The sequence below is a fragment of the Parvivirga hydrogeniphila genome, assembly GCF_023371205.1.
Lineage (GTDB): Bacteria > Actinomycetota > Coriobacteriia > Anaerosomatales > Anaerosomataceae > Parvivirga > Parvivirga hydrogeniphila.
On the sequence record NZ_JAMCCO010000001.1, the window covers coordinates 838,280 to 855,955 of the forward strand.

The 17,676-nt window shown below is 70.1% G+C and carries 16 protein-coding genes; 14 read left to right on the top strand and 2 right to left on the bottom strand.

What is annotated here, in order from left to right; translation table 11 throughout:
• The first annotated feature begins 262 nt into the window (after positions 1 to 262).
• Genes trpE through trpA form a run of 7 tightly spaced genes read left to right on the top strand, consistent with a single transcriptional unit; the run spans position 263 to position 8,323 of the window.
• On the top strand, positions 263 to 1,753 hold the full coding sequence (gene trpE / locus MX659_RS04330) for an anthranilate synthase component I (RefSeq protein ID WP_267192235.1): 1,491 nt from the start codon (positions 263 to 265) through the stop codon (positions 1,751 to 1,753).
• On the top strand, positions 1,753 to 3,456 hold the full coding sequence (gene trpD / locus MX659_RS04335) for an anthranilate phosphoribosyltransferase (RefSeq protein ID WP_267192236.1): 1,704 nt from the start codon (positions 1,753 to 1,755) through the stop codon (positions 3,454 to 3,456). Before trpE ends, trpD begins: the two co-directional genes overlap by 1 nt.
• On the top strand, positions 3,453 to 4,253 hold the full coding sequence (locus tag MX659_RS04340; RefSeq protein ID WP_267192237.1) for an indole-3-glycerol phosphate synthase TrpC: 801 nt from the start codon (positions 3,453 to 3,455) through the stop codon (positions 4,251 to 4,253). Before trpD ends, MX659_RS04340 begins: the two co-directional genes overlap by 4 nt.
• Entirely contained in the window at positions 4,246 to 5,586 is a 1,341-nt protein-coding gene (locus MX659_RS04345; RefSeq protein ID WP_267192238.1) for a TrpB-like pyridoxal phosphate-dependent enzyme, read from the top strand. The genes MX659_RS04340 and MX659_RS04345 overlap by 8 nt, the downstream gene beginning before the upstream one ends.
• Before the next feature lie 8 nt (positions 5,587 to 5,594).
• Positions 5,595 to 6,227, top strand: a complete 633-nt coding sequence (locus MX659_RS04350; RefSeq protein WP_267192239.1) for a phosphoribosylanthranilate isomerase — start codon at positions 5,595 to 5,597, stop codon at positions 6,225 to 6,227.
• A 3-nt stretch (positions 6,228 to 6,230) separates the two neighbouring features.
• Positions 6,231 to 7,466: a tryptophan synthase subunit beta gene (gene trpB, locus MX659_RS04355; RefSeq protein WP_267192240.1), complete on the top strand. Its 1,236-nt coding sequence runs from the start codon at positions 6,231 to 6,233 to the stop codon at positions 7,464 to 7,466.
• Positions 7,467 to 7,510: 44 nt separating this feature from the next.
• Entirely contained in the window at positions 7,511 to 8,323 is an 813-nt protein-coding gene (trpA, locus tag MX659_RS04360) for a tryptophan synthase subunit alpha (protein ID WP_267192241.1), read from the top strand.
• Here the strand turns inward: trpA and MX659_RS04365 are convergent.
• A complete protein-coding gene (locus tag MX659_RS04365) occupies positions 8,312 to 8,515 on the bottom strand; it encodes a hypothetical protein (protein WP_267192242.1) in 204 nt (67 codons plus the stop codon). The two genes, trpA and MX659_RS04365, sit on opposite strands and share 12 nt — an antisense overlap.
• Before the next feature lie 267 nt (positions 8,516 to 8,782).
• Positions 8,783 to 10,627 carry a DUF2207 domain-containing protein gene (locus tag MX659_RS04370; RefSeq protein ID WP_267192243.1) on the bottom strand — a complete coding sequence of 615 codons (1,845 nt, stop codon included), beginning with the start codon at positions 10,625 to 10,627 and terminating at the stop codon, positions 8,783 to 8,785.
• Positions 10,628 to 10,753: 126 nt separating this feature from the next.
• On the opposite strand from MX659_RS04370, the gene MX659_RS04375 reads away from it, so the two are divergent.
• The 7 genes from MX659_RS04375 (at position 10,754) to MX659_RS04405 (ending at position 17,675) form a co-directional block, all read left to right on the top strand.
• The gene (locus MX659_RS04375; RefSeq protein ID WP_267192244.1) at positions 10,754 to 12,349 is read left to right on the top strand and encodes an NAD+ synthase; all 1,596 of its coding nucleotides are present in this window, start codon (positions 10,754 to 10,756) and stop codon (positions 12,347 to 12,349) included.
• Position 12,350: 1 nt separating this feature from the next.
• Positions 12,351 to 12,791, top strand: a complete 441-nt coding sequence (locus MX659_RS04380) for a GNAT family N-acetyltransferase (protein WP_267192245.1) — start codon at positions 12,351 to 12,353, stop codon at positions 12,789 to 12,791.
• Positions 12,792 to 12,898: 107 nt separating this feature from the next.
• Positions 12,899 to 13,858 carry a beta/alpha barrel domain-containing protein gene (locus tag MX659_RS04385; protein WP_267192246.1) on the top strand — a complete coding sequence of 320 codons (960 nt, stop codon included), beginning with the start codon at positions 12,899 to 12,901 and terminating at the stop codon, positions 13,856 to 13,858.
• Between the two features lie 91 nt (positions 13,859 to 13,949).
• Entirely contained in the window at positions 13,950 to 14,867 is a 918-nt protein-coding gene (gene accD, locus MX659_RS04390; RefSeq protein ID WP_267192247.1) for an acetyl-CoA carboxylase, carboxyltransferase subunit beta, read from the top strand.
• A gap of 1 nt (position 14,868) precedes the next feature.
• A complete protein-coding gene (locus MX659_RS04395) occupies positions 14,869 to 15,837 on the top strand; it encodes an acetyl-CoA carboxylase carboxyltransferase subunit alpha (protein ID WP_323745463.1) in 969 nt (322 codons plus the stop codon).
• A 45-nt stretch (positions 15,838 to 15,882) separates the two neighbouring features.
• Complete coding sequence (locus MX659_RS04400; protein ID WP_267192248.1) at positions 15,883 to 17,115, top strand: 6-phosphofructokinase; 1,233 nt, start codon at positions 15,883 to 15,885, stop codon at positions 17,113 to 17,115.
• 5 nt (positions 17,116 to 17,120) lie between these two features.
• A complete protein-coding gene (locus MX659_RS04405; protein WP_267192249.1) occupies positions 17,121 to 17,675 on the top strand; it encodes a class II aldolase/adducin family protein in 555 nt (184 codons plus the stop codon).
• The last annotated feature ends 1 nt before the right edge of the window (position 17,676 follow it).

The window sequence follows — 17,676 nt, forward strand, 5'->3', positions numbered from 1 at the left end:
GTCGGGGACGGTGGAAACCCGATCTGAGCGACCGGAGGGAATGGGCCCCTGAGGCTCCGAGGCAACGGCGGATGCGCCTACTAGTCTCGGCGGAAGCCCACCGATACAAGGGACCGGGTATGGACGGCCGACAGGCCGGAGTACTGCAGGACGAGTGGCCGGCGGATACGCCGGCAACGAGGGTGGCACCGCGGGAGCTTGGCTCTCGTCCCTTACGGGACGGGAGCTTTTTGTTTTGCGGTGCTTACAGGAGGTGGCACGGGTGATCATCCCGAGCAGAGACGAGTTCGTGCGGCTGGCAGCCGAGCACGACGTCGTGCCGGTGGCTCGCGAGGTCTACGCGGACCTCGCCACGCCGATCTCGGCGTTCATGGCGCTCGCGCACGGCGCCCAGAACGCCTTCCTGCTGGAAAGCGTCGAGGGCGGCGAGCGGCTGGGCCGCTACTCGTTCCTCGGCGTCGGCGACCGCGGCGTCGTCACGGCGCGCGGACACGAGGTCGTCGTCGAAGAGGGCGGCGTCACCGGCATGCGTGCGGACGACCCGTTGCGCGTCGTGGAAAAGCGCGTCGGAGCAGGCAGCGTCGCTCGCGTGCCGGGGCTGCCGCTGTTCGTGGGCGGCGCGGTCGGCTACGTCGGGTACGAGGCGGCGACCTGCTTCGAGAAGGTCCCGCGGCACAGCAACGACGAGCTCCATCTGCCCGACCTCGCGTTCATGAACGCGGACATCGTGGTGGCCTTCGACCACGCCAGGCGGGTGATGCAGGTGATCGCGGCCGTCAGGCCAGGCGGCGCTCCGGAGCGCGCGTACGACGCGGCCATCGCGCGCATCGACTCCACGCTCGCACGCATCGATCGCGGGCCGGTCGGCGCCGAGCTCGGCTCGGTGGGCGACGCAGCGCCCGTGCCGCTTGTGGCGCACACGTCGCGCGAGGACTTCCTCGCTGCGGTCCGGACCGCGAAAGAGCACATCGCTGCTGGCGACATCTTCCAAGTCGTGCTCTCGCAGCGATTCTCGGCGCCGTACGAAGGCGACGGGCTCGACCTCTATCGCGTGCTGCGTGCGGTCAACCCGAGCCCGTACATGTTCTACCTGAGGACGCGCGAGGCGACGCTCGTGGGGTCGAGCCCCGAGCCGCTCGTGCGCGTCGAAGGCGATCGCGTGATGACGCGCCCGCTCGCGGGGACTCGGCCGCGGGGCGCGGACGCCGCCGCTGACAGCCGCTTGCGCGCGGAGCTGCTCTCCGACGAGAAGGAGCGGGCCGAGCACGTCATGCTCGTGGACCTCGGCCGGAACGACCTCGGCAGGGTGTGCGTGCCTGGCAGCGTGCAGGTCGAGCAGCTCATGGAGGTCGAGCGCTACAGCCACGTCATGCACATCGTGAGCACCGTGTCAGGAACGCTCAGGCCCGACGCGACAGCGATCGACGCGCTGGAGGCGACGTTCCCGGCAGGGACGGTCTCGGGGGCGCCCAAGGTGCGCGCGATGGAAATCATCGCCGAGCTGGAGCCGGCGGCGCGCGGGCCGTACGCGGGCGTCGTCGGTTACCTCGGGGCGGACGGCGCGATGGACATGTGCATCGCCATCCGCACCTTCGTGATCGCCGGCGGGCGCGCGTACATCCAAAGCGGCGCCGGCATCGTGGCGGACAGCGACCCCGAGCGCGAGCACGAGGAGTGCCTGCACAAGGCGCGCGCGCTGCACCGGGCGCTCGAGCTCGCAGCGGGCATGCACGCGACGGCGGAGGTGGCGTGATGATCCTCGTCATCGACAACTACGACTCGTTCACCTACAACATCGTGCAGCTCCTCGCTGCGCTCGGCGCCGAGGTAGAAGTGCGGCGAAACGATGAGGTCACGGCCACAGACGCGCTCGCCATGCGTCCGGCCGGCATCGTCATCTCGCCCGGTCCGGGCACGCCAAAAGACGCGGGCGTCTCAGGCGAGGTCGTGCGCGCTGCCGAGGAGGCGGGCGTCCCGGTGCTCGGCATCTGCCTCGGCCACCAGGTGATCGCCGCGCTGCATGGCGCGTCGGTGGTGCGAGCGCTCAGGCCGGTGCACGGCAAGACGGACGAGATCCACCACGACGGACGCGGCGTGTTCGCCGGCGTGCCGAGCCCGATGACGGCGACGCGCTACCACTCGCTCGTGGTGGACGCCGCGACCGTGACAGGCGAGCTCACGGTGACGGCGCGCACGGCCGACGGCATGGTGATGGGGATCGAGGTCGTCGGCAAGCCGGTGTTCGGCGTGCAGTTCCACCCGGAAAGCGTGCTCACCCCGGAAGGCGCGGGCATCATCGCGAACTTCCTGAAGGTCTGCGGGGAGATCCCGGGCGAGGCGCCGGGCTCTGCTGCGCCGCAGGCGGTCTCGGCGGCGGGCGGCGCCGTGCGCTCTGCCGAGCAGGCGGCCGCGGTTACGAGCGTGCCCGGCGCGATCGCGCGCGTGAGCACGGGCGGGTCGCTCGCCGAAGAGGAGGCCCGTGCGGTGATGGGCGCCATCATGGACGGCGAGGCGACGCCCGCGCAGATCGCCGCTCTCGTGGTGGGGATGCGGATGAAAGGCGAGACGGTCGACGAGATCGTCGGGTTCGCGCAGGCGATGCGCGAGCGTGCGACGCCGGTGCGGCCCGCGATCCCTGGCGTGCTCGACACCTGCGGGACGGGCGGCGACGGGCTGCACACCTTCAACATCTCGACGGCGACGGCGTTCGTAGTGGCGGGCGCAGGCGTCCCGGTCGCCAAGCACGGCAACCGCGCGGTGTCGTCCTCGGCCGGCAGCGCGGACGTGCTCGAGGCGCTCGGCGTGAACCTCGGCCTCGACTCGAGGTCGATGGCGCGGTGCATCGAGGAGTGCGGCGTGGGGTTCCTCTTCGCTCCGACGCTGCACGCGAGCATGCGGCATGCTGCGGGGCCTCGGCGGGAGATCGGCATCCGCACCGTGTTCAACATCTTGGGTCCGCTCACGAACCCCGCGGGCGCGGCGCGTCAGCTGCTCGGCGTGTACGACCCGCGGCTGGCGCCGGTGCTCGCGGAGGTCGCCGGACGGCTCGGGGCCGAGCGCGTGCTCGTGGTGCACGGGCACCCGGGCATGGATGAAGTCTCTGCGAGCGGCCCCACGCTCGTGGCGGAGTTCGATGCGAGCTCAGGCGGCGTGCGCACCTACGAGATCGAGCCGGAGCAGGTCGGCATCGCGCGCTCGACGCTCGCAGACGTCGTCGGCGGCGACGCGCAGGAGAACGCGGCGATGCTCAGGCGGGTGCTCGAAGGCGAGCACGGACCGCGGCGCGACATCGTGCTCCTGAACGCAGCGGCCGCGCTGCTCGCGGCCGGAGCGGGGACCGACCTCGCCGACGGGGTCGAGCGGGCGCGTGCCTCGATCGACTCGGGGCGGGCGGCCGAAGCGCTCGAGCGGCTCATCGCGGTGAGCAACCGGCTCGCCGAGGAGGCGATCGCGTGAGCGTGCTGGCGAAGATCGTGGCGTCGCGCAAGGCGCGGGTCGCGCGGGAGTTCACCGACGCCGTGCGCGCCGATCTTGTAGAGCGGGCGGCGCACGCGCGCCCCGCGCGACCGTTCTCAGCAGCCCTTACGGCGCCGCAGGCCGTGGCGGTGATCGCGGAGGTGAAGCGCAGCTCGCCGAGCGCTGGCGGCATCGCGCTCGGGTGCGATGCACGCGCGCAAGCGCAGGCGTACGAGCGCGGGCACGCGGCGGCCATCTCGGTGCTCACGGAGCCCGAGCGGTTCGGCGGCAGCTTCGAAGACCTCGCTTCGGTGTCGGCCGCGGTGCGCGTGCCGGTGCTCTGCAAGGACTTCGTGGTGGACCCGGCGCAGGTCGCAGCGGCGCGCGCGGCAGGCGCGGACGCAGTGCTGCTCATGGCAAGCGTGCTCGGACAGGACCTGCCGCGCTACCTCGACCTCACGTCGAGGTTCGGGCTCGAGGCGTTGGTGGAGGTGCACGACGAGGCCGAACTGGCGCTCGCTGTGCGCTCGGGCGCGCGCGTGGTGGGCGTGAACGCGCGGGACCTGCGCACGCTCGCCATCGACCTCGAGCGTGCGCACGCGCTCGTGAGGCGTGCGCGGGAGGTGGCCGACGTGGTCGTCGCAGAAAGCGGGATCCGCTCCCGCCGAGACGTCGAGGCGGCGGCTCGGGCCGGCGCAGATGCGGTGTTGGTGGGGACGGCGCTCATGGGTGCGCCGTCTCCTGAAGATGCGGTACGGGAGTTGACGGGCGTGGGAAAGGAGAACGGTCATGCCTGACAGGACGAGGTTCATGCTGGACGAACGGGACATGCCGACCGCCTGGTACAACGTCCAGGCCGACCTGGCGGAGCAGATCCCGCCGCCGCTGGATGCGGAGGGCAACCCGATGGGCCCCGAGCAGCTCGCGGTGCTCTTCCCGATGGAATGCATCAAGCAGGAGGTCTCGCAGGAGCGCTACATCGACGTCCCTGGCGCGGTCATCGACGTGTACAAGACCTACCGGCCGTCGCCGCTCATCCGCGCGAAGGCGCTGGAGCGCGTGCTCGGCCTGCCCGAAGGCGTGAAGATCTTCTACAAGTACGAAGGCGTCTCGCCGGCCGGTTCGCACAAGCCGAACACCGCGATCCCGCAGGCGTACTACAACAAGCTCGAGGGCGTGAAGAAGATCTCCACGGAGACCGGCGCCGGGCAGTGGGGCAGCGCGCTTTCGATCGCCGGAGCGCTGTTCGGCATCGAGGTCGAGGTCTTCATGGTGAAGGTCTCCTACGAGCAGAAGCCGTACCGGCGCATCCTGATGGAGACCTACGGCGCGACGGTGCACGCCTCGCCGTCGAACCTCACGGAGGCCGGCCGCCATGTGCTCGCGATGGATCCGGACTCCACCGGCTCGCTCGGCATCGCGATCTCCGAAGCGGTCGAAGTGGCCGTCAAGGACCCGGACACGCACTATTCGCTCGGAAGCGTGCTCAACCACGTGTGCCTGCACCAGACGGTGATCGGCCTTGAGGCCATCCAGCAGATGGAGATGGCCGAAGCCGAGCCCGACGTCGTCATCGGGTGCGTGGGCGGCGGCTCGAACTTCGCGGGCATCGCGTTCCCGTACTACAAGCGTCGGCTCGACGGAAAGTCCAAGGCGCGGCTCGTCGCGGTGGAGCCGAAGGCGTGCCCGACGCTCACGGCAGGCGAGTACCGCTACGACTTCGGCGACGAGGCGAAGATGACGCCGCAGATGATGATGTACACGCTCGGCCACGACTTCGTGCCTGCCGGCATCCACGCGGGCGGACTGAGGTACCACGGCGATTCGCCGCTCGTCTCCGCGCTCGTGAAGTCCGGAGACATCGAGGCCGTCGCCGTGCACCAGACCGCGTGCTTCGAGGCTGCGGTGACCTTCGCGCGCGCGGAGGGCATCCTGCCGGCGCCCGAGTCGAGCCACGCCATCCGCGTCGCGATCGACGAGGCGCTCGCCGCCAAGGAGGCGGGCGAGGACAAGACCGTGCTGTTCAACCTCTCCGGGCACGGCCACTTCGACCTCTCGGCGTACGAGGCGTACCTCGCAGGCCGCCTCAAGGACTACGACTTCGCAGCAGGCACGGTCCTGCATGACTAGGAGCGGGGATGCGCACACGGGTGAAGATCTGCGGCATCACGAACGAGGCGGACGCGGCGCTCGCCGTTGCGGCGGGCGCCGATGCCGTCGGCGTGGTGCTCGCCGAAAGCCCGCGGCGCGTGACGCTTCCGCAGGCCGAACGGGCGCTCGCGGCGGTTCCGCCCCTGGTGGCCCGCGTGGGGGTGTTCGTCGACGCCGAGCCGGCGTTCGTGGCCGAAGCCGTGCGCGCTCTGCGGCTCACGGCGGTCCAGCTGCACGGCGACGAGACGCCGGAGGCGTGCGCGAGCGCACCGGTGCCGGTGATCAAGGCGTTCCGCGTCGCCGGGCCGCAGGACCTCACGGGCGTGGAGGCGTATCGTGGCAGCATCAGCGCAGCGCTGCTCGACGCACGCGTGCCGCAGGCGCGTGGCGGCACCGGCGTGGCGTTCGACTGGGACGCCGTGCGAGACGCGCTGCCCTCGTGGATCCCGGTGGTTGTCGCAGGCGGCCTGCGCGCAGACAATGTCGGGACGGCCGTCCGCACGCTGCGCCCGTTCGCGGTGGACGTCTCGTCCGGCGTCGAGGCGGCGCCCGGCGTGAAAGACGCGCGGAAGGTCGAACAGTTCATGGCCGCGGTGCGCGCGGCAGACGAGGAAGGGTGAGAGATGAGCGGATCGCTGCTGCCGTCGGCAGAAGAGGCGTACGCGAGCCCGGACGCGCAGGGGTTCTTCGGACCGTACGGAGGCACGTTCGTCCCCGAGACGGTCGTGCCTGCGCTAGAAGAGCTCGCCCACGCGTTCGACGAGGCCCTGGGCGACCCCGCGTTCGACGCCGAGCTCGGCGCGCTGCTTGCAGACTACGTGGGCCGGCCGTCGCCGCTGTACCGGGCCGACCGGCTCGCTGAGGCGGTTGGGCTCGGCACGGTGTGGCTGAAGCGAGAAGACCTCAACCACACCGGCGCCCACAAGATCAACAACACGCTCGGCCAGTGCCTCCTCGCCAAGCGCATGGGCAAGCGGCGCGTGATCGCCGAGACCGGCGCAGGCCAGCACGGCGTGGCGACGGCCACGACGGCGGCGCTCATGGGCCTGGAGTGCGCGATCTTCATGGGCACCGAGGACATCCGGCGGCAGGCGCTCAACGTCTACAAGATGCGGCTCCTCGGCGCCGAGGTGGTGCCCGTGGCCGACGGCACCGGCACGCTCGCCGATGCGGTCACTGCGGCGCTGCGGCACTGGGTCGAGCGGGTGGAGGACACGTTCTACGTGCTCGGCTCCGCAGTCGGCCCGCACCCGTACCCGACTATCGTGCGGCACTTCCAGAAGGTCATCGGCGAGGAGGCGCTCTCGCAGCTCCGCGAGAAGGGGGCGCGCATGCCGGACGCCGTCGTGGCGTGCGTCGGCGGCGGCTCGAACGCGATCGGCATCTTCTATCCGTTCCTGCGCGACGTGCCTGCCGACGAGCGGCCCTTGCTCATCGGGGCGGAGGCGGCCGGGCTCGGGCTGGAGACCGACAAGCACGGCGCGGCGCTCACGAAGGGGCGTCCAGGCGTGCTCCACGGCTTCTACAGCTACCTCCTCCAAGACGAGGCAGGCAACCCCAAGGAGGCGTACTCGATCTCGGCGGGGCTCGACTACCCCGGCGTGGGGCCCGAGCACAGCTACCTGAAGGACGCAGGGCTCGTGCGCTACGAAGCAGTCACCGACCGCGAAGCGCTCGACGCGTTCGCTCTTCTCGCGCGTACGGAAGGCATCATCCCGGCGATCGAGTCTGCGCACGCGCTCGCGATGCTGCCGCGTCTGGCGGCGGAGCTCGGACCGGACGCGAGCGTGCTCGTGAACGTGAGCGGGCGCGGCGACAAGGACATGGACATCGTCCGGGAGGCCGGGCTCGGCGCGTGAGCGAGCGCGCGGGGCTCGGCACGCGAGACGACGGGAGGTCGGCAGTGGCTGGCGAGCGAACGGCGTCCCGGCTCGAGGCGGCGTTCCGCCGCGGACGGCCGGCGCTCGTCGCGTACCTGATGGCGGGTTATCCCGACCGGACGACCTCGCTGCGCGCGCTCGCTCGTGCGGCCGACGCGGGCGCGGACGTGATCGAGCTCGGGGTGCCGTACGGGGACCCGCTCGCCGACGGCCCCGTCATCGCCGACGCAGCGCAGGTGGCGCGCCGCGCTCCCGGCGGGTTCGGGCTTGCCGAGACGATCGACCTCGCGCGGGAGTTCATCAGCGGGCGTGGCGATGACTGCCCGCCGCTCGTGCTCATGACGTACCTGAACCCGCTGATGAGCATGGGGCTTCCGCGTGCGGCCGACCTCATGCGGGAAGCGGGCGTCGCCGGCGTCATCGTGCCCGACATGCCGCCTGAGGCGGCTCGCCCGTGGCGTGCCGTCGCGGGCGGGCTCGACACCGTCTTCCTTCTGGCGCCGACCTCCACCGACGAGCGCGTCCGCGTGGTGGCCGACGCTTCCGCAGGGTTCGTGTACTGCGTCAGCACCACCGGCGTGACCGGCGAGCGCGAGACGCTCGCCGATGCCGGCCGCCGTCTGGTCGAGCGCGTGCGCGCGGCGACGACGCTTCCAGTCGCCATCGGCTTCGGGATCGGCACTCCCGAGCAGGCCGCGGAAGCCGCGCGCATCGCCGACGGCGTGATCGTCGGCAGCGCGATCGTCCGGCGACAGCACGACCCGAGCGTCGTTGGCGACTTCGTGCGGTCGCTCGCGCGCGCAGTGCACGAGAGCGGGCGGGGCTCAGCGGGCTGAGAGCGCCTTGAGCGCGAGCGCCGTGTCGTGCAGGTCGCCGAGGATCTCCAGCCCGAGCTCCGCGAGCGCTTCGCCCCGCGCCGTCCGCTTCCTACGCTCCGGGGCGAGGAGGTCCTGCCTGACCGCCTCGGTCACCACGGCGGCGCGCCAGCCGTCGATACCGAGCTGGTACTCGGCGCGGTCCGAGCGCATGGCTGTCTTCAGGTTCGCTTGCTCAGAAGATCTCGAACCGGAACAGCGCGTCGTCGTCTTCCTCGGTGTGCTGCCGCTGCGCCACGGCGAACATGACGTTGCGCTCGATGATGCCCCAATCGGGCCGCGCGTGGGTCCGCATCCACGAGTCGGACACCTCCGGATAGAAGGCGTCGTGCAGGTAGGCGAACCGTTCCGCAGGACCTTCGCTCCGATGGAGAACTCCACGCCGTTGGGTGTCTGGATGTCGCCCATCACGCCTCTTTCCTACCCGGCGCCTCCGCCGCCACCACCACCGCCACCGCCACCGCCGCCGGAGAAGCCGCCTCCGCCGCCGGTTCTGCTCGACATCTGGCTGGAGGCGATCTGCGAGGCCGAAGCGAACCCGCTCGTCATCGCGTGCGCCGGTGATGCGAAGCCCTGCTGCGGCGTGGTCCACCAGACGGCGTGCGCGAGCGCCGGGTCCTCCAAGACCTGCGGGGCTTTCACGCGCAGCGCTTCGATGACCCGCTCAGCGATGCCGAACACGACCGCGAGCACCAAGAAGTGCTCCCACAGCACGACGTGCGTCGGCGGCGCTTCGTCGAGGCGGCTGAAGTCCTCGAGGTACTGCTTGAGCGCCCGGTACTTGGCGTGAAGCTCGGCGGCCTCCGCCGTCCGGCGCGGCATGAAGAACGCGATCGCCCCGACGCCGAGCGAGCAGGGGACGCCCACGAGCGCGACCAGGCCGCTTCCCGACGTCATCGCCGCGCCGATGGACATGACGAGCAGGATCATCGCCCACGCGATGAACCCGACCACGAACCCGGTGCCGCTCTTCTCGAAAAAGCCGTGCGCGTCCGCCTCCGAACTCACCGCCTTTTTCCACTCGCCGATGGCCGCGGTGTAGCGCTCCGGGTGCTTCTTCGCCTCGCGCTGGATCGCTTCGATGGTGGTCGTTGCGCCGGGCCGCGCGTCGCCGAAGACCGCCTTCAGGAGCGCGCGTTCGAACGGGCGGAGGGCCGAGAGGTCGGCGGTCTCAATCGAGAGCCGCCAGACCGTATTTGACTTCGGACCGAGCAGGCCTGCCGTGGTCTCCTGCACGGGCTCGACCCGCACGATGCCGCGGTTCGACAGGTCCATGAGCGTCGCCGTGAGCTCTTTCTCGCCGACGGATCCCCACCGCATGAGCGCGCCGACGACCGCTGGCGGCAGATCGGCCGGCAGCTCGCGGAAGTACCGGCCCTCGAAAGACGGGCGCCGCTCCTTGCCGTAGCGCCGCCAGAGCCACAGTGCGAGCACGAGCGACGCGAGGGGCACGACAGCGCCGAGGACGGCCGCCGCCGCCACCGTGGCTCGCGCGCGCCGCCGGGCCGCGTTCGCCTCGCTTGCCCAGCGCGCCTCCTCGGCGAGCACCTGCTGCTCGCGTGCACCCGGGGTGGCCGGCGCCTCGCTCAGCGCGTCTCGCGGGAAGAGCGCTCGCGCCTCCACGAAGGTGTTGGGCGGCAGGTCGTCCACCGCGAGCGTCATGACGCCGCCTGTCTTCGAGACGGTGCCGGTGAGCGGTCCGTGCGCCCACACTCGCAGATCGTCCTCGCTCACGCCCGGCGGGAATCGGACCTGGATCGACACCGAGCCGACGCCGACGTCCCAGCGGTCGCCGACGAACTTCCAGTACAGCTCGGCGGTGTCGTCCCACCGCTTCGCGGCGTCGTGCACGATGTATCGGAGCGTGAAGGTCGCGCGCGCGTCGGTCGTCGCATGGTACGCCTCGATGCGCACGGTCGGGCCGAGGTCCTGCACCACGTAGGTGCCCGGCAGGCCCGTCGACGCCTCGCCGCGCTCGAACTCGCCGCCAGGACCGGCCACGCCGAGCACCTCGATCTGCCCGAAGGCATACGCGGCGTCGGACGGCTGCTTGTCGAGCTCCCAGTACACGTACGAGAACGAGCCCGAGAAGTCGAAGGTGCGCTCCTCGGTGACGAAGAGGACTCCGCTCGGCGTGACCTCGGCCTCGATCCGCACAGAGGGCATGGTGTAGGACTTCGCAGCGGCCGTCGTCGGCGAGGCCGCAAGCGACCCTGCGAGCGCGACGCAGAGAAGGGCGAGGACTGCACGCGGGCGTGCTCGCATAGAACCCCCCAAGTCCGTTGCCGTCGCGCTTCATCGTAGCACGCGCAGGCGGGGCGCACCCACGATGTCGGCCGTTTGCGCTACAGTGTGACGAGGACGAAGAAGCGCTCTGCGAAGGGAAGCGGCATGCGGTTCGCGCTTGCGCAGGTGAACCCTACTGTCGGCGACATCGACGGCAACCTCGTGCTCGCGCTGGAGGCTGCTCGCGAGGCCGCCGAGGCGGGCGCCGAACTGGTGGTCCTGCCCGAGCTCGTCATCACGGGCTATCCGCCCGAAGACCTCCTCGCCAAGCCGCACTTCGTCGAGCGGGCGATGGCGGCGGTCGAGACCTTCGCCGCCGAGGCTGCGTGCTCGGCGCTGATCGGTACGCCGTGGCAGGAGGGCGGGGCGCTGTACAACGCCGCTGTGCACACCGCTTCGGGCGCGATCCGCGACGTCTACCGGAAGCGCCTGCTGCCGAACTACGGCGTCTTCGACGAGAAGCGCTACTTCACGCCCGGCAACGCCAATGTGCTGCTGGCGCTCGACGGCACAGGCGTCGGCGTCACGATCTGCGAGGACGCGTGGCAGCCCGAGCCGATCGCGCGGCTAGCGAGCATCGGCGCGAAAGCGGTGGTGAACCTCTCTGCGTCGCCGTTTTACGCGGGCAAAGGCGTCTCGCGCGAGCGGATGCTCGTCAGGCGGGCGCTCGAGTTCGGCGTCTGGGTGGTGTACTGCAACTTGGTCGGCGGTCAGGACGAGCTCGTCTTCGACGGCCGCTCGGTGGTGATCGCGCCGGACGGCACGGTGGTCGGCAGGGCGCGCTCGTTCGACGAGGACCTGCTCGTTGTCGACGTCGACGACAAGCAGCCCCGGCCTCAGCGGGTCGAGCCGCGCATCGAGCACGAGGCCGAGATGTACGCCGCGCTCACGCTCGGCCTGCGGGACTACATCCACAAGAACGGCTTCACCGATGTCGTGCTGGGGCTTTCCGGCGGCATCGACTCGGCGCTCGTCGCGACGCTTGCAGCAGACGCGCTCGGTCCCGAGCGCGTGCACGGCGTGATGATGCCGTCGCGCTACTCGTCGGAAAGCAGCCTCGCGGACGCGCGGGCGCTTGCAGATGCGCTCGGCATCGATGTGCTGGAACTCGGCATCGAGCCTACGTTCACGGCCGCCCTCGATACGCTTGCGCCCGTGTTTGCAGGTGCGGCGCCGGACGTGACTGAGGAGAACCTGCAGGCGCGCGTGCGCGGGATGCTCCTGATGGCGCTGTCGAACAAGTTCGGGTGGCTCGTGCTCGCCACCGGCAACAAGAGCGAGCTTTCGGTGGGATACAGCACGCTCTATGGCGACATGGTGGGGGGTTTCGCGCCGATCAAAGACGTCTTCAAGACGCGCGTCTACGAGCTGGCCAGGTGGCGGAACACGCGTTCGCCGGCGATTCCGGACTCGACGCTCACGAAGCCGCCGAGCGCCGAGCTGCGCCCGGGACAGACCGACCAAGACACGCTCCCGCCGTATGAGGTGCTCGACGCCATCCTCGTGGAGTACGTCGAACTCGACCGCTCCGTGGACGAGATCGTCGCGATGGGCCACGACCGCGAGACAGTGGAGCGCGTGGCGGCGATGGTCGATGGCGCGGAGTACAAGCGCAGACAGGGCCCGGTCGGCATCAAGGTCACACCGAAGGCGTTCGGCAAGGACCGCCGGATGCCTATCACGAACCGGTTCCGGGGGTAGCGTGCTGCGTCTCGAGTGGGTCGCATCGGACGACGCCCGCGTCCGAGCGGCGCGCGCCTTGCGCTACGAGGTGCTGATGGCACCGTTCGGCGTCCCGCCTTTCCACGACTGGGGCGACGACGACCCGGCCGCCTTCCACCTGGTCGCGCTCGACGGCGAGCGCGTGGTCGGCTACACGCGGCTCATGCATCGAGGCGAGGAGGCGCAGCTCCGCCACGTCGCGGTCGCCTTCGACGCGCAGCGCACCGGCGTCGGCACCGCGCTCATGGCTGAGGCGTGCGCGAAGGCCACCGAGATGGGCGCGCGGCTGGTGTGGCTGAACGCGCGGCTGCCAGCGGTCGCGTTCTACGAGCGGCTCGGGTTCGTCGTGACGAGCGCAGAGCCGTTCGCATCAGGGCGCACCGGACAGCTGCACGTGAGGATGGAGCGCCGGATCGGCTGACGGCCCGCGCATCGGCCGCGCGTTCGGGTATAAGGTGTGGCGTCGCTGCGCGCGTTCGCCTAACCTATGCAGTGGCAATCGACCGTCCATCTATCGAGGAGGGAACCATGCCGACACTGACGCGCGACCAGGTCCGCGTGCCAGCAGATGTGCCCGCTGCAGCGCGCGAGACCTACATCGACAGCTACCTCAAGGCCACACGGGGCACCGGTCGCCTCATGCTGTTCGCATGCGACCAGAAGATCGAGCACCTCAACGACGACTTCTTCGGCGAGGGCATCGCGCCGGAAGACGCCGATCCGGAGCACCTGTTCCGCATCGGCTCGCAGGGCGTGGTGGGCGTGCTCGCAGGGCAGCGCGGCCTCATCGCCCACTACGCGGCGGACTACCCGGACATCAACTACCTCGTCAAGATGAACTCGAAGACGCACCTGGTGAAGTCTTCGGCGAAGGACCCGGCGAAGCACCAGGACGACCCGTACTCGCCGCAGCTGTATGACCTGCAGACGGTGCTCGACATGCGCGACAACGGCGTGAACGTGGTGGGCGTGGGCTACACCATCTACCTCGGCAGCGAGTACGAGTCCCAGATGATGATGGAGGCCGGCCAGCTCATCGCCGATGCGCATTCGACGGGACTGATCGTCGTGCTGTGGATCTACCCGCGCGGCAGGGCGGTGCCGGACGAGAAGGACGCGCACCTCATCGCCGGCGCGGCCGGTGTGGCGGTGTGCTTGGGCGCGGACTTCGTGAAAGTCAACCCGCCGAAGGGCGACGAGCACAAGTCGTCCGCGGAGAAGCTCGTCGAGGCCTCGAAGGCGTGCGGGCGCACCGGGCTCGTGTGCGCGGGCGGTTCGACTGTCGCGGCCGACGTGTTCTTGCGTCAGCTCTGGGAGCAGATCCACGTCGGCGGCGCGCGCGGCAACGCCACCGGGCGCAACATCCACCAGCGGCCGCTCGACGAGGCCGTCCGCCTCACGAAGGCGATCAGCGCGATCACGCTCGGCGACTGGAGCGTCGAAGACGCGCTGGCCGTTTTCAACGGCGAGAAGGATTTCTCCATCTAGCAGCGCGTGAGCGCGGATGCGAGCGCGGCGTCGCACATCGGGCGGCGCCGCGCTATCCTTAAGTACCCGGACCCGAGACACCTGGAAGCCGATGCCCGTTTCTGACTGGTTCAAGGCCCGCGAGCAGCGGAAGTACACGGTCGTCACGCCCGGCGCGGCCGCCGAGCTGCCCGAGGGCGTCTGGCTGAAGTGCGCAGGATGCAAGCGCACGGTCTACCGCGGTGACTTCGAGAAGAACCTGAACGTCTGCCCGCACTGCGGCCACCACGCCGAGATGCCCGCGCCCGACAGAGTCCGCTCGCTTGCGGACGAGGGCACGTTCGAGGAGACCGATGCGACGCTCGCCTCGACGGACCCGCTTCGCTTCACTGCGGCGAAGCCCTACGCGACCGCGCTGGAGGTGGCGCGCGAGACCACGGGGCTCGCCGAGGCCGTCGTGACCGGCCGCGCGCTCGTGGAGGGTCACCCCGTGGTGCTCGGAGCGATGGACTTCCGGTTCATCGGCGCTTCGATGGGAACGGCCGTCGGGGAGAAGGTCGCTCGGGCGTTCGACCGCGCGCGCGAGGAGCAGCGCGCCGTGGTGTTCGTGACGGCTTCGGGTGGCGCGCGCATGCAAGAAGGCATGCTCTCGCTGATGCAGATGGCGAAGACCGCCGCCGCCGTTCGCCGGTTCTCGGACGCGGGGCTGCCGTACGTCGCGGTCCTCGCGAATCCCACCTACGGCGGCGTGACGGCGAGCTTCCCGGTGCTCGCGGACGTCATCTTCGCGGAGCCCGGAGCCATGGTCGGCTTTGCCGGCCCCAAGCTCGTCCAGGAGACGACGCGGCAGAGCCTCCCCAAGGGCTTCCAGACGGCGGAGTCCCTGGTGAGGCATGGCTTCATCGACGCTGTTGTGCCCCGGACGGAGCTCAAGGCGACCGTCGGGCTGGTGCTCGATTACCTCTGCGGGCCAGACATCCATCCAGCAGCGGAAGGCGCGGCCTGCCCGGTGGCCGAGGAGGGGTCGTGACGTGGCCGCCATCAGGTACGTGATGGAGTTCGAGCGGCCGATCGTCGAGCTCGAGCAGCAGCTGGAGGACCTCAAGCGCCTGGACGTGAGCGGTCAGCCGGGGCTCGCGGACGAGATCGCGCAGCTCGAGTCCGAGATCCAGATGCTCAAGGAGGCGCTGTACTCGGCGCTCACGCCGTGGGAGCGTGTCCAGATCGCCCGTCATCCAGAGCGTCCGAAGACGCAGGACTACGTCGAGATGCTGTTCTCGGACGTCGTCGAGCTCCGTGGAGACCGCGCGTACGGGGACGACGAGGCGATGTTCGCGGGCCTCGCGACGATCGACGGCGTCCGCTGCGTGGTGCTCGGCCACCGTAAAGGCAAGACGACCAACGAGAACATCCGACGCAACTTCGGAAGCCCGCATCCCGAGGGATTCCGCAAGGCCAAGCGAGCGATGCTTCTCGCCGAGAAGTTCCACCTGCCCGTCGTGAGCTTCCTCGACACCGCGGGGGCGTATCCGGGGATCGAGGCCGAGGAGCGCGGGCAGGCGTGGGCGATCGCCGAGTGCCTGGAGACGCTCGCTGGGCTTGCGACGCCGGTGGTGGTCGTCGGCATCGGCGAGGGCGGCAGCGGCGGCGCGCTCGCCATCGGATTCGGCGACCGCATGATCATGCTCGAGAACGCGTACTACTCGGTCATCTCGCCGGAGATGTGCTCGCTCATCCTGTTCAAGGACCCGCAGCACGCGGCCGAGACGGCATCGGCGCTTCGGCTCACGGCGGCCGACCTGGTCGAGCTCGGCATCGCGGACGAGATCGTCGAAGAGCCGCTCGGCGGCGCACACCGCGATCCGGCACTGGTGTTCGCGCGAGTCGAAGACGCGATCGTCCGGTCGTTGCGGGACCTGGCGAGCGTCCCCGTGCCTGAGCTCGTGACGCGCCGGCAGGAGCGTCTCGCAGCGATCGGCCGGGCAGCCGTCCGGGAATGATGGGAACGACAGGCGCGAAACGCAGTCGGCCGAGGAGGGAGCACCATGGCTCAGCAGACGTCCATCAAGCGTGTCGGCATGCTCTTCAGCGGGGGCCCGGCACCGGCGGCGAACGCCGTGATCTGTGCGGCCGCGCTCTCGTTCATCAACAGCGGCATCGAGGTGGTCGGCTTTCTCGATGGCTATGAGCGGCTCGAAGACTTCTCCGAGGGCGCTCCGCTCCGCGAAGGGGTCGACTACCTCACGCTGACCCGCGACGACGTGTCGGGCATCCGCAACCGCAAGGACATCATCCTCAGGACTTCGCGCGCGAACCCGGGCAAGGCCATCACGGCGCTATCAGACCTCGCCGATCCGCAGAAGAACGCACGGCTGCTTGCGGTGTACCGTGCGCTCGATTCGCTCGCCATCGACGCGCTCGTGTCGATCGGCGGCGATGATACGCTCAAGACGGCCAACTACCTCTACCGCATGCAGGAGCTGATGCCGGACCTGCGGCGGCTCAAGATCGTGCACCTCCCGAAGACCATCGACAACGACTACTACGGCATCGACTGGACGTTCGGTTTCTACTCCGCCGCGCACTTCGCCGCGTCGGAGATACGCAATCTGGTGGCTGACGCGAAGTCGACGCAGACCTGGTACGTGCTCGAGATCATGGGCAGGAAAGCAGGCTGGCTCACCTACGCGTCCGGCATCGCTGGCGAGGCCACCCGCATGCTGTCGGTGGAGGACTTCGACGGCGAGTTCGACGCTCACGCCGTGGGCCGCGAGCTGGCAGACCTCATGCTGGCGCGCGAGCACGACGGCCGCAGGTACGGCATCGTGTGCATCGCTGAGGGCCTCGCTGACAAGCTCCCGGAGGACCAGAAGCCGCAGGCCACCGACGAGCACGGCAACGTGCGGCTCGGCGAAGCGCAGGTCGGGCGCGTGTTGGCCGACGCGATGGAGCGGGCGTACCAGGAGCGCACCGGCGTGAAGGTGAAGGTGCGCTCGAAGCAGATCGGCTACGAGACGCGCTGTTCCGAGCCGAGCGCGTTCGACGTGCTGCTTGGCACGCAGCTCGGCGTGGGGGCGTTCCGGGCGCTCGTCGAAGAAGGGCTGACGGGGGTGATGGTGAGCGTGCGCGACCAGCTCTCGCTGACGTACGTGCCGTTCTCGGAGCTCATCGACGAGAGCACGCTCAAGACGCGCGTTCGCTTCATCGACCGCGACAGCGACTTCTACCGGCTCGCCCGTGCGCTCGAGTACCAGGGCATGCTGTCGAGGCAGGACTGAGCGGCGTGGTCGACGAGGCGCTCATCCGCTCGTTCCTCGAGACGGGCCGCGACATCTTCCTTGCGGGCCTCATCTCCAGCCACGGCGGGAACCTGTCGGTCAGGCTCGGCGACCGCATCCTCATCACCCGCCGCGGGTCGATGCTCGGGCGGCTGAGCGCAGACGAGCTCGTCGAGACCGACATCGAGCCGGGGCCTAAGGACGAGCGCTGCAGCCGGGAGCTCGTCGTGCACCGCGAGGTGTACCGCCGCACCGAAGCGCGTGCCGTCGCGCACGCGCATCCCGTGCACGCCATCGCACGCTCGTTCGGCGCCGATGCGATCGTGCCCGAGGACTCCGAGGGGCGGTACGTCCTCGGGGAGGTGCCGGTCGTGACCTCTGCCGAGACGATCGGCTCTCCGGAGGCGGCCCGGCTCGTCGCAGACGCGCTTGCGAAGCATCCGGTCGTCGTGCTGCGCACCCACGGGGCCTTCGCGCGCGGCGAGACGCTGGAAGAGGCGTTCTACCACCTGAGCGTGCTCGAGGCGAGCGCGCGGATCCTCGACCTGCTCGGCCGCTGAG

Coding starts and splice junctions, on each gene's coding strand:
- MX659_RS04345 (WP_267192238.1), top strand. CDS start 4,246: ATGCCTGACAGGACGAGGTTCATGCTGGACGAACGGGACATGCCGACC.
- MX659_RS04365 (WP_267192242.1), bottom strand. CDS start 8,515: ATGCGCTCGGACCGCGCCGAGTACCAGCTCGGTATCGACGGCTGGCGC.
- MX659_RS04400 (WP_267192248.1), top strand. CDS start 15,883: ATGGCTCAGCAGACGTCCATCAAGCGTGTCGGCATGCTCTTCAGCGGG.
- trpD (WP_267192236.1), top strand. CDS start 1,753: ATGATCCTCGTCATCGACAACTACGACTCGTTCACCTACAACATCGTG.
- MX659_RS04350 (WP_267192239.1), top strand. CDS start 5,595: ATGCGCACACGGGTGAAGATCTGCGGCATCACGAACGAGGCGGACGCG.
- MX659_RS04370 (WP_267192243.1), bottom strand. CDS start 10,627: ATGCGAGCACGCCCGCGTGCAGTCCTCGCCCTTCTCTGCGTCGCGCTC.
- trpB (WP_267192240.1), top strand. CDS start 6,231: ATGAGCGGATCGCTGCTGCCGTCGGCAGAAGAGGCGTACGCGAGCCCG.
- MX659_RS04375 (WP_267192244.1), top strand. CDS start 10,754: ATGCGGTTCGCGCTTGCGCAGGTGAACCCTACTGTCGGCGACATCGAC.
- MX659_RS04385 (WP_267192246.1), top strand. CDS start 12,899: ATGCCGACACTGACGCGCGACCAGGTCCGCGTGCCAGCAGATGTGCCC.
- accD (WP_267192247.1), top strand. CDS start 13,950: ATGCCCGTTTCTGACTGGTTCAAGGCCCGCGAGCAGCGGAAGTACACG.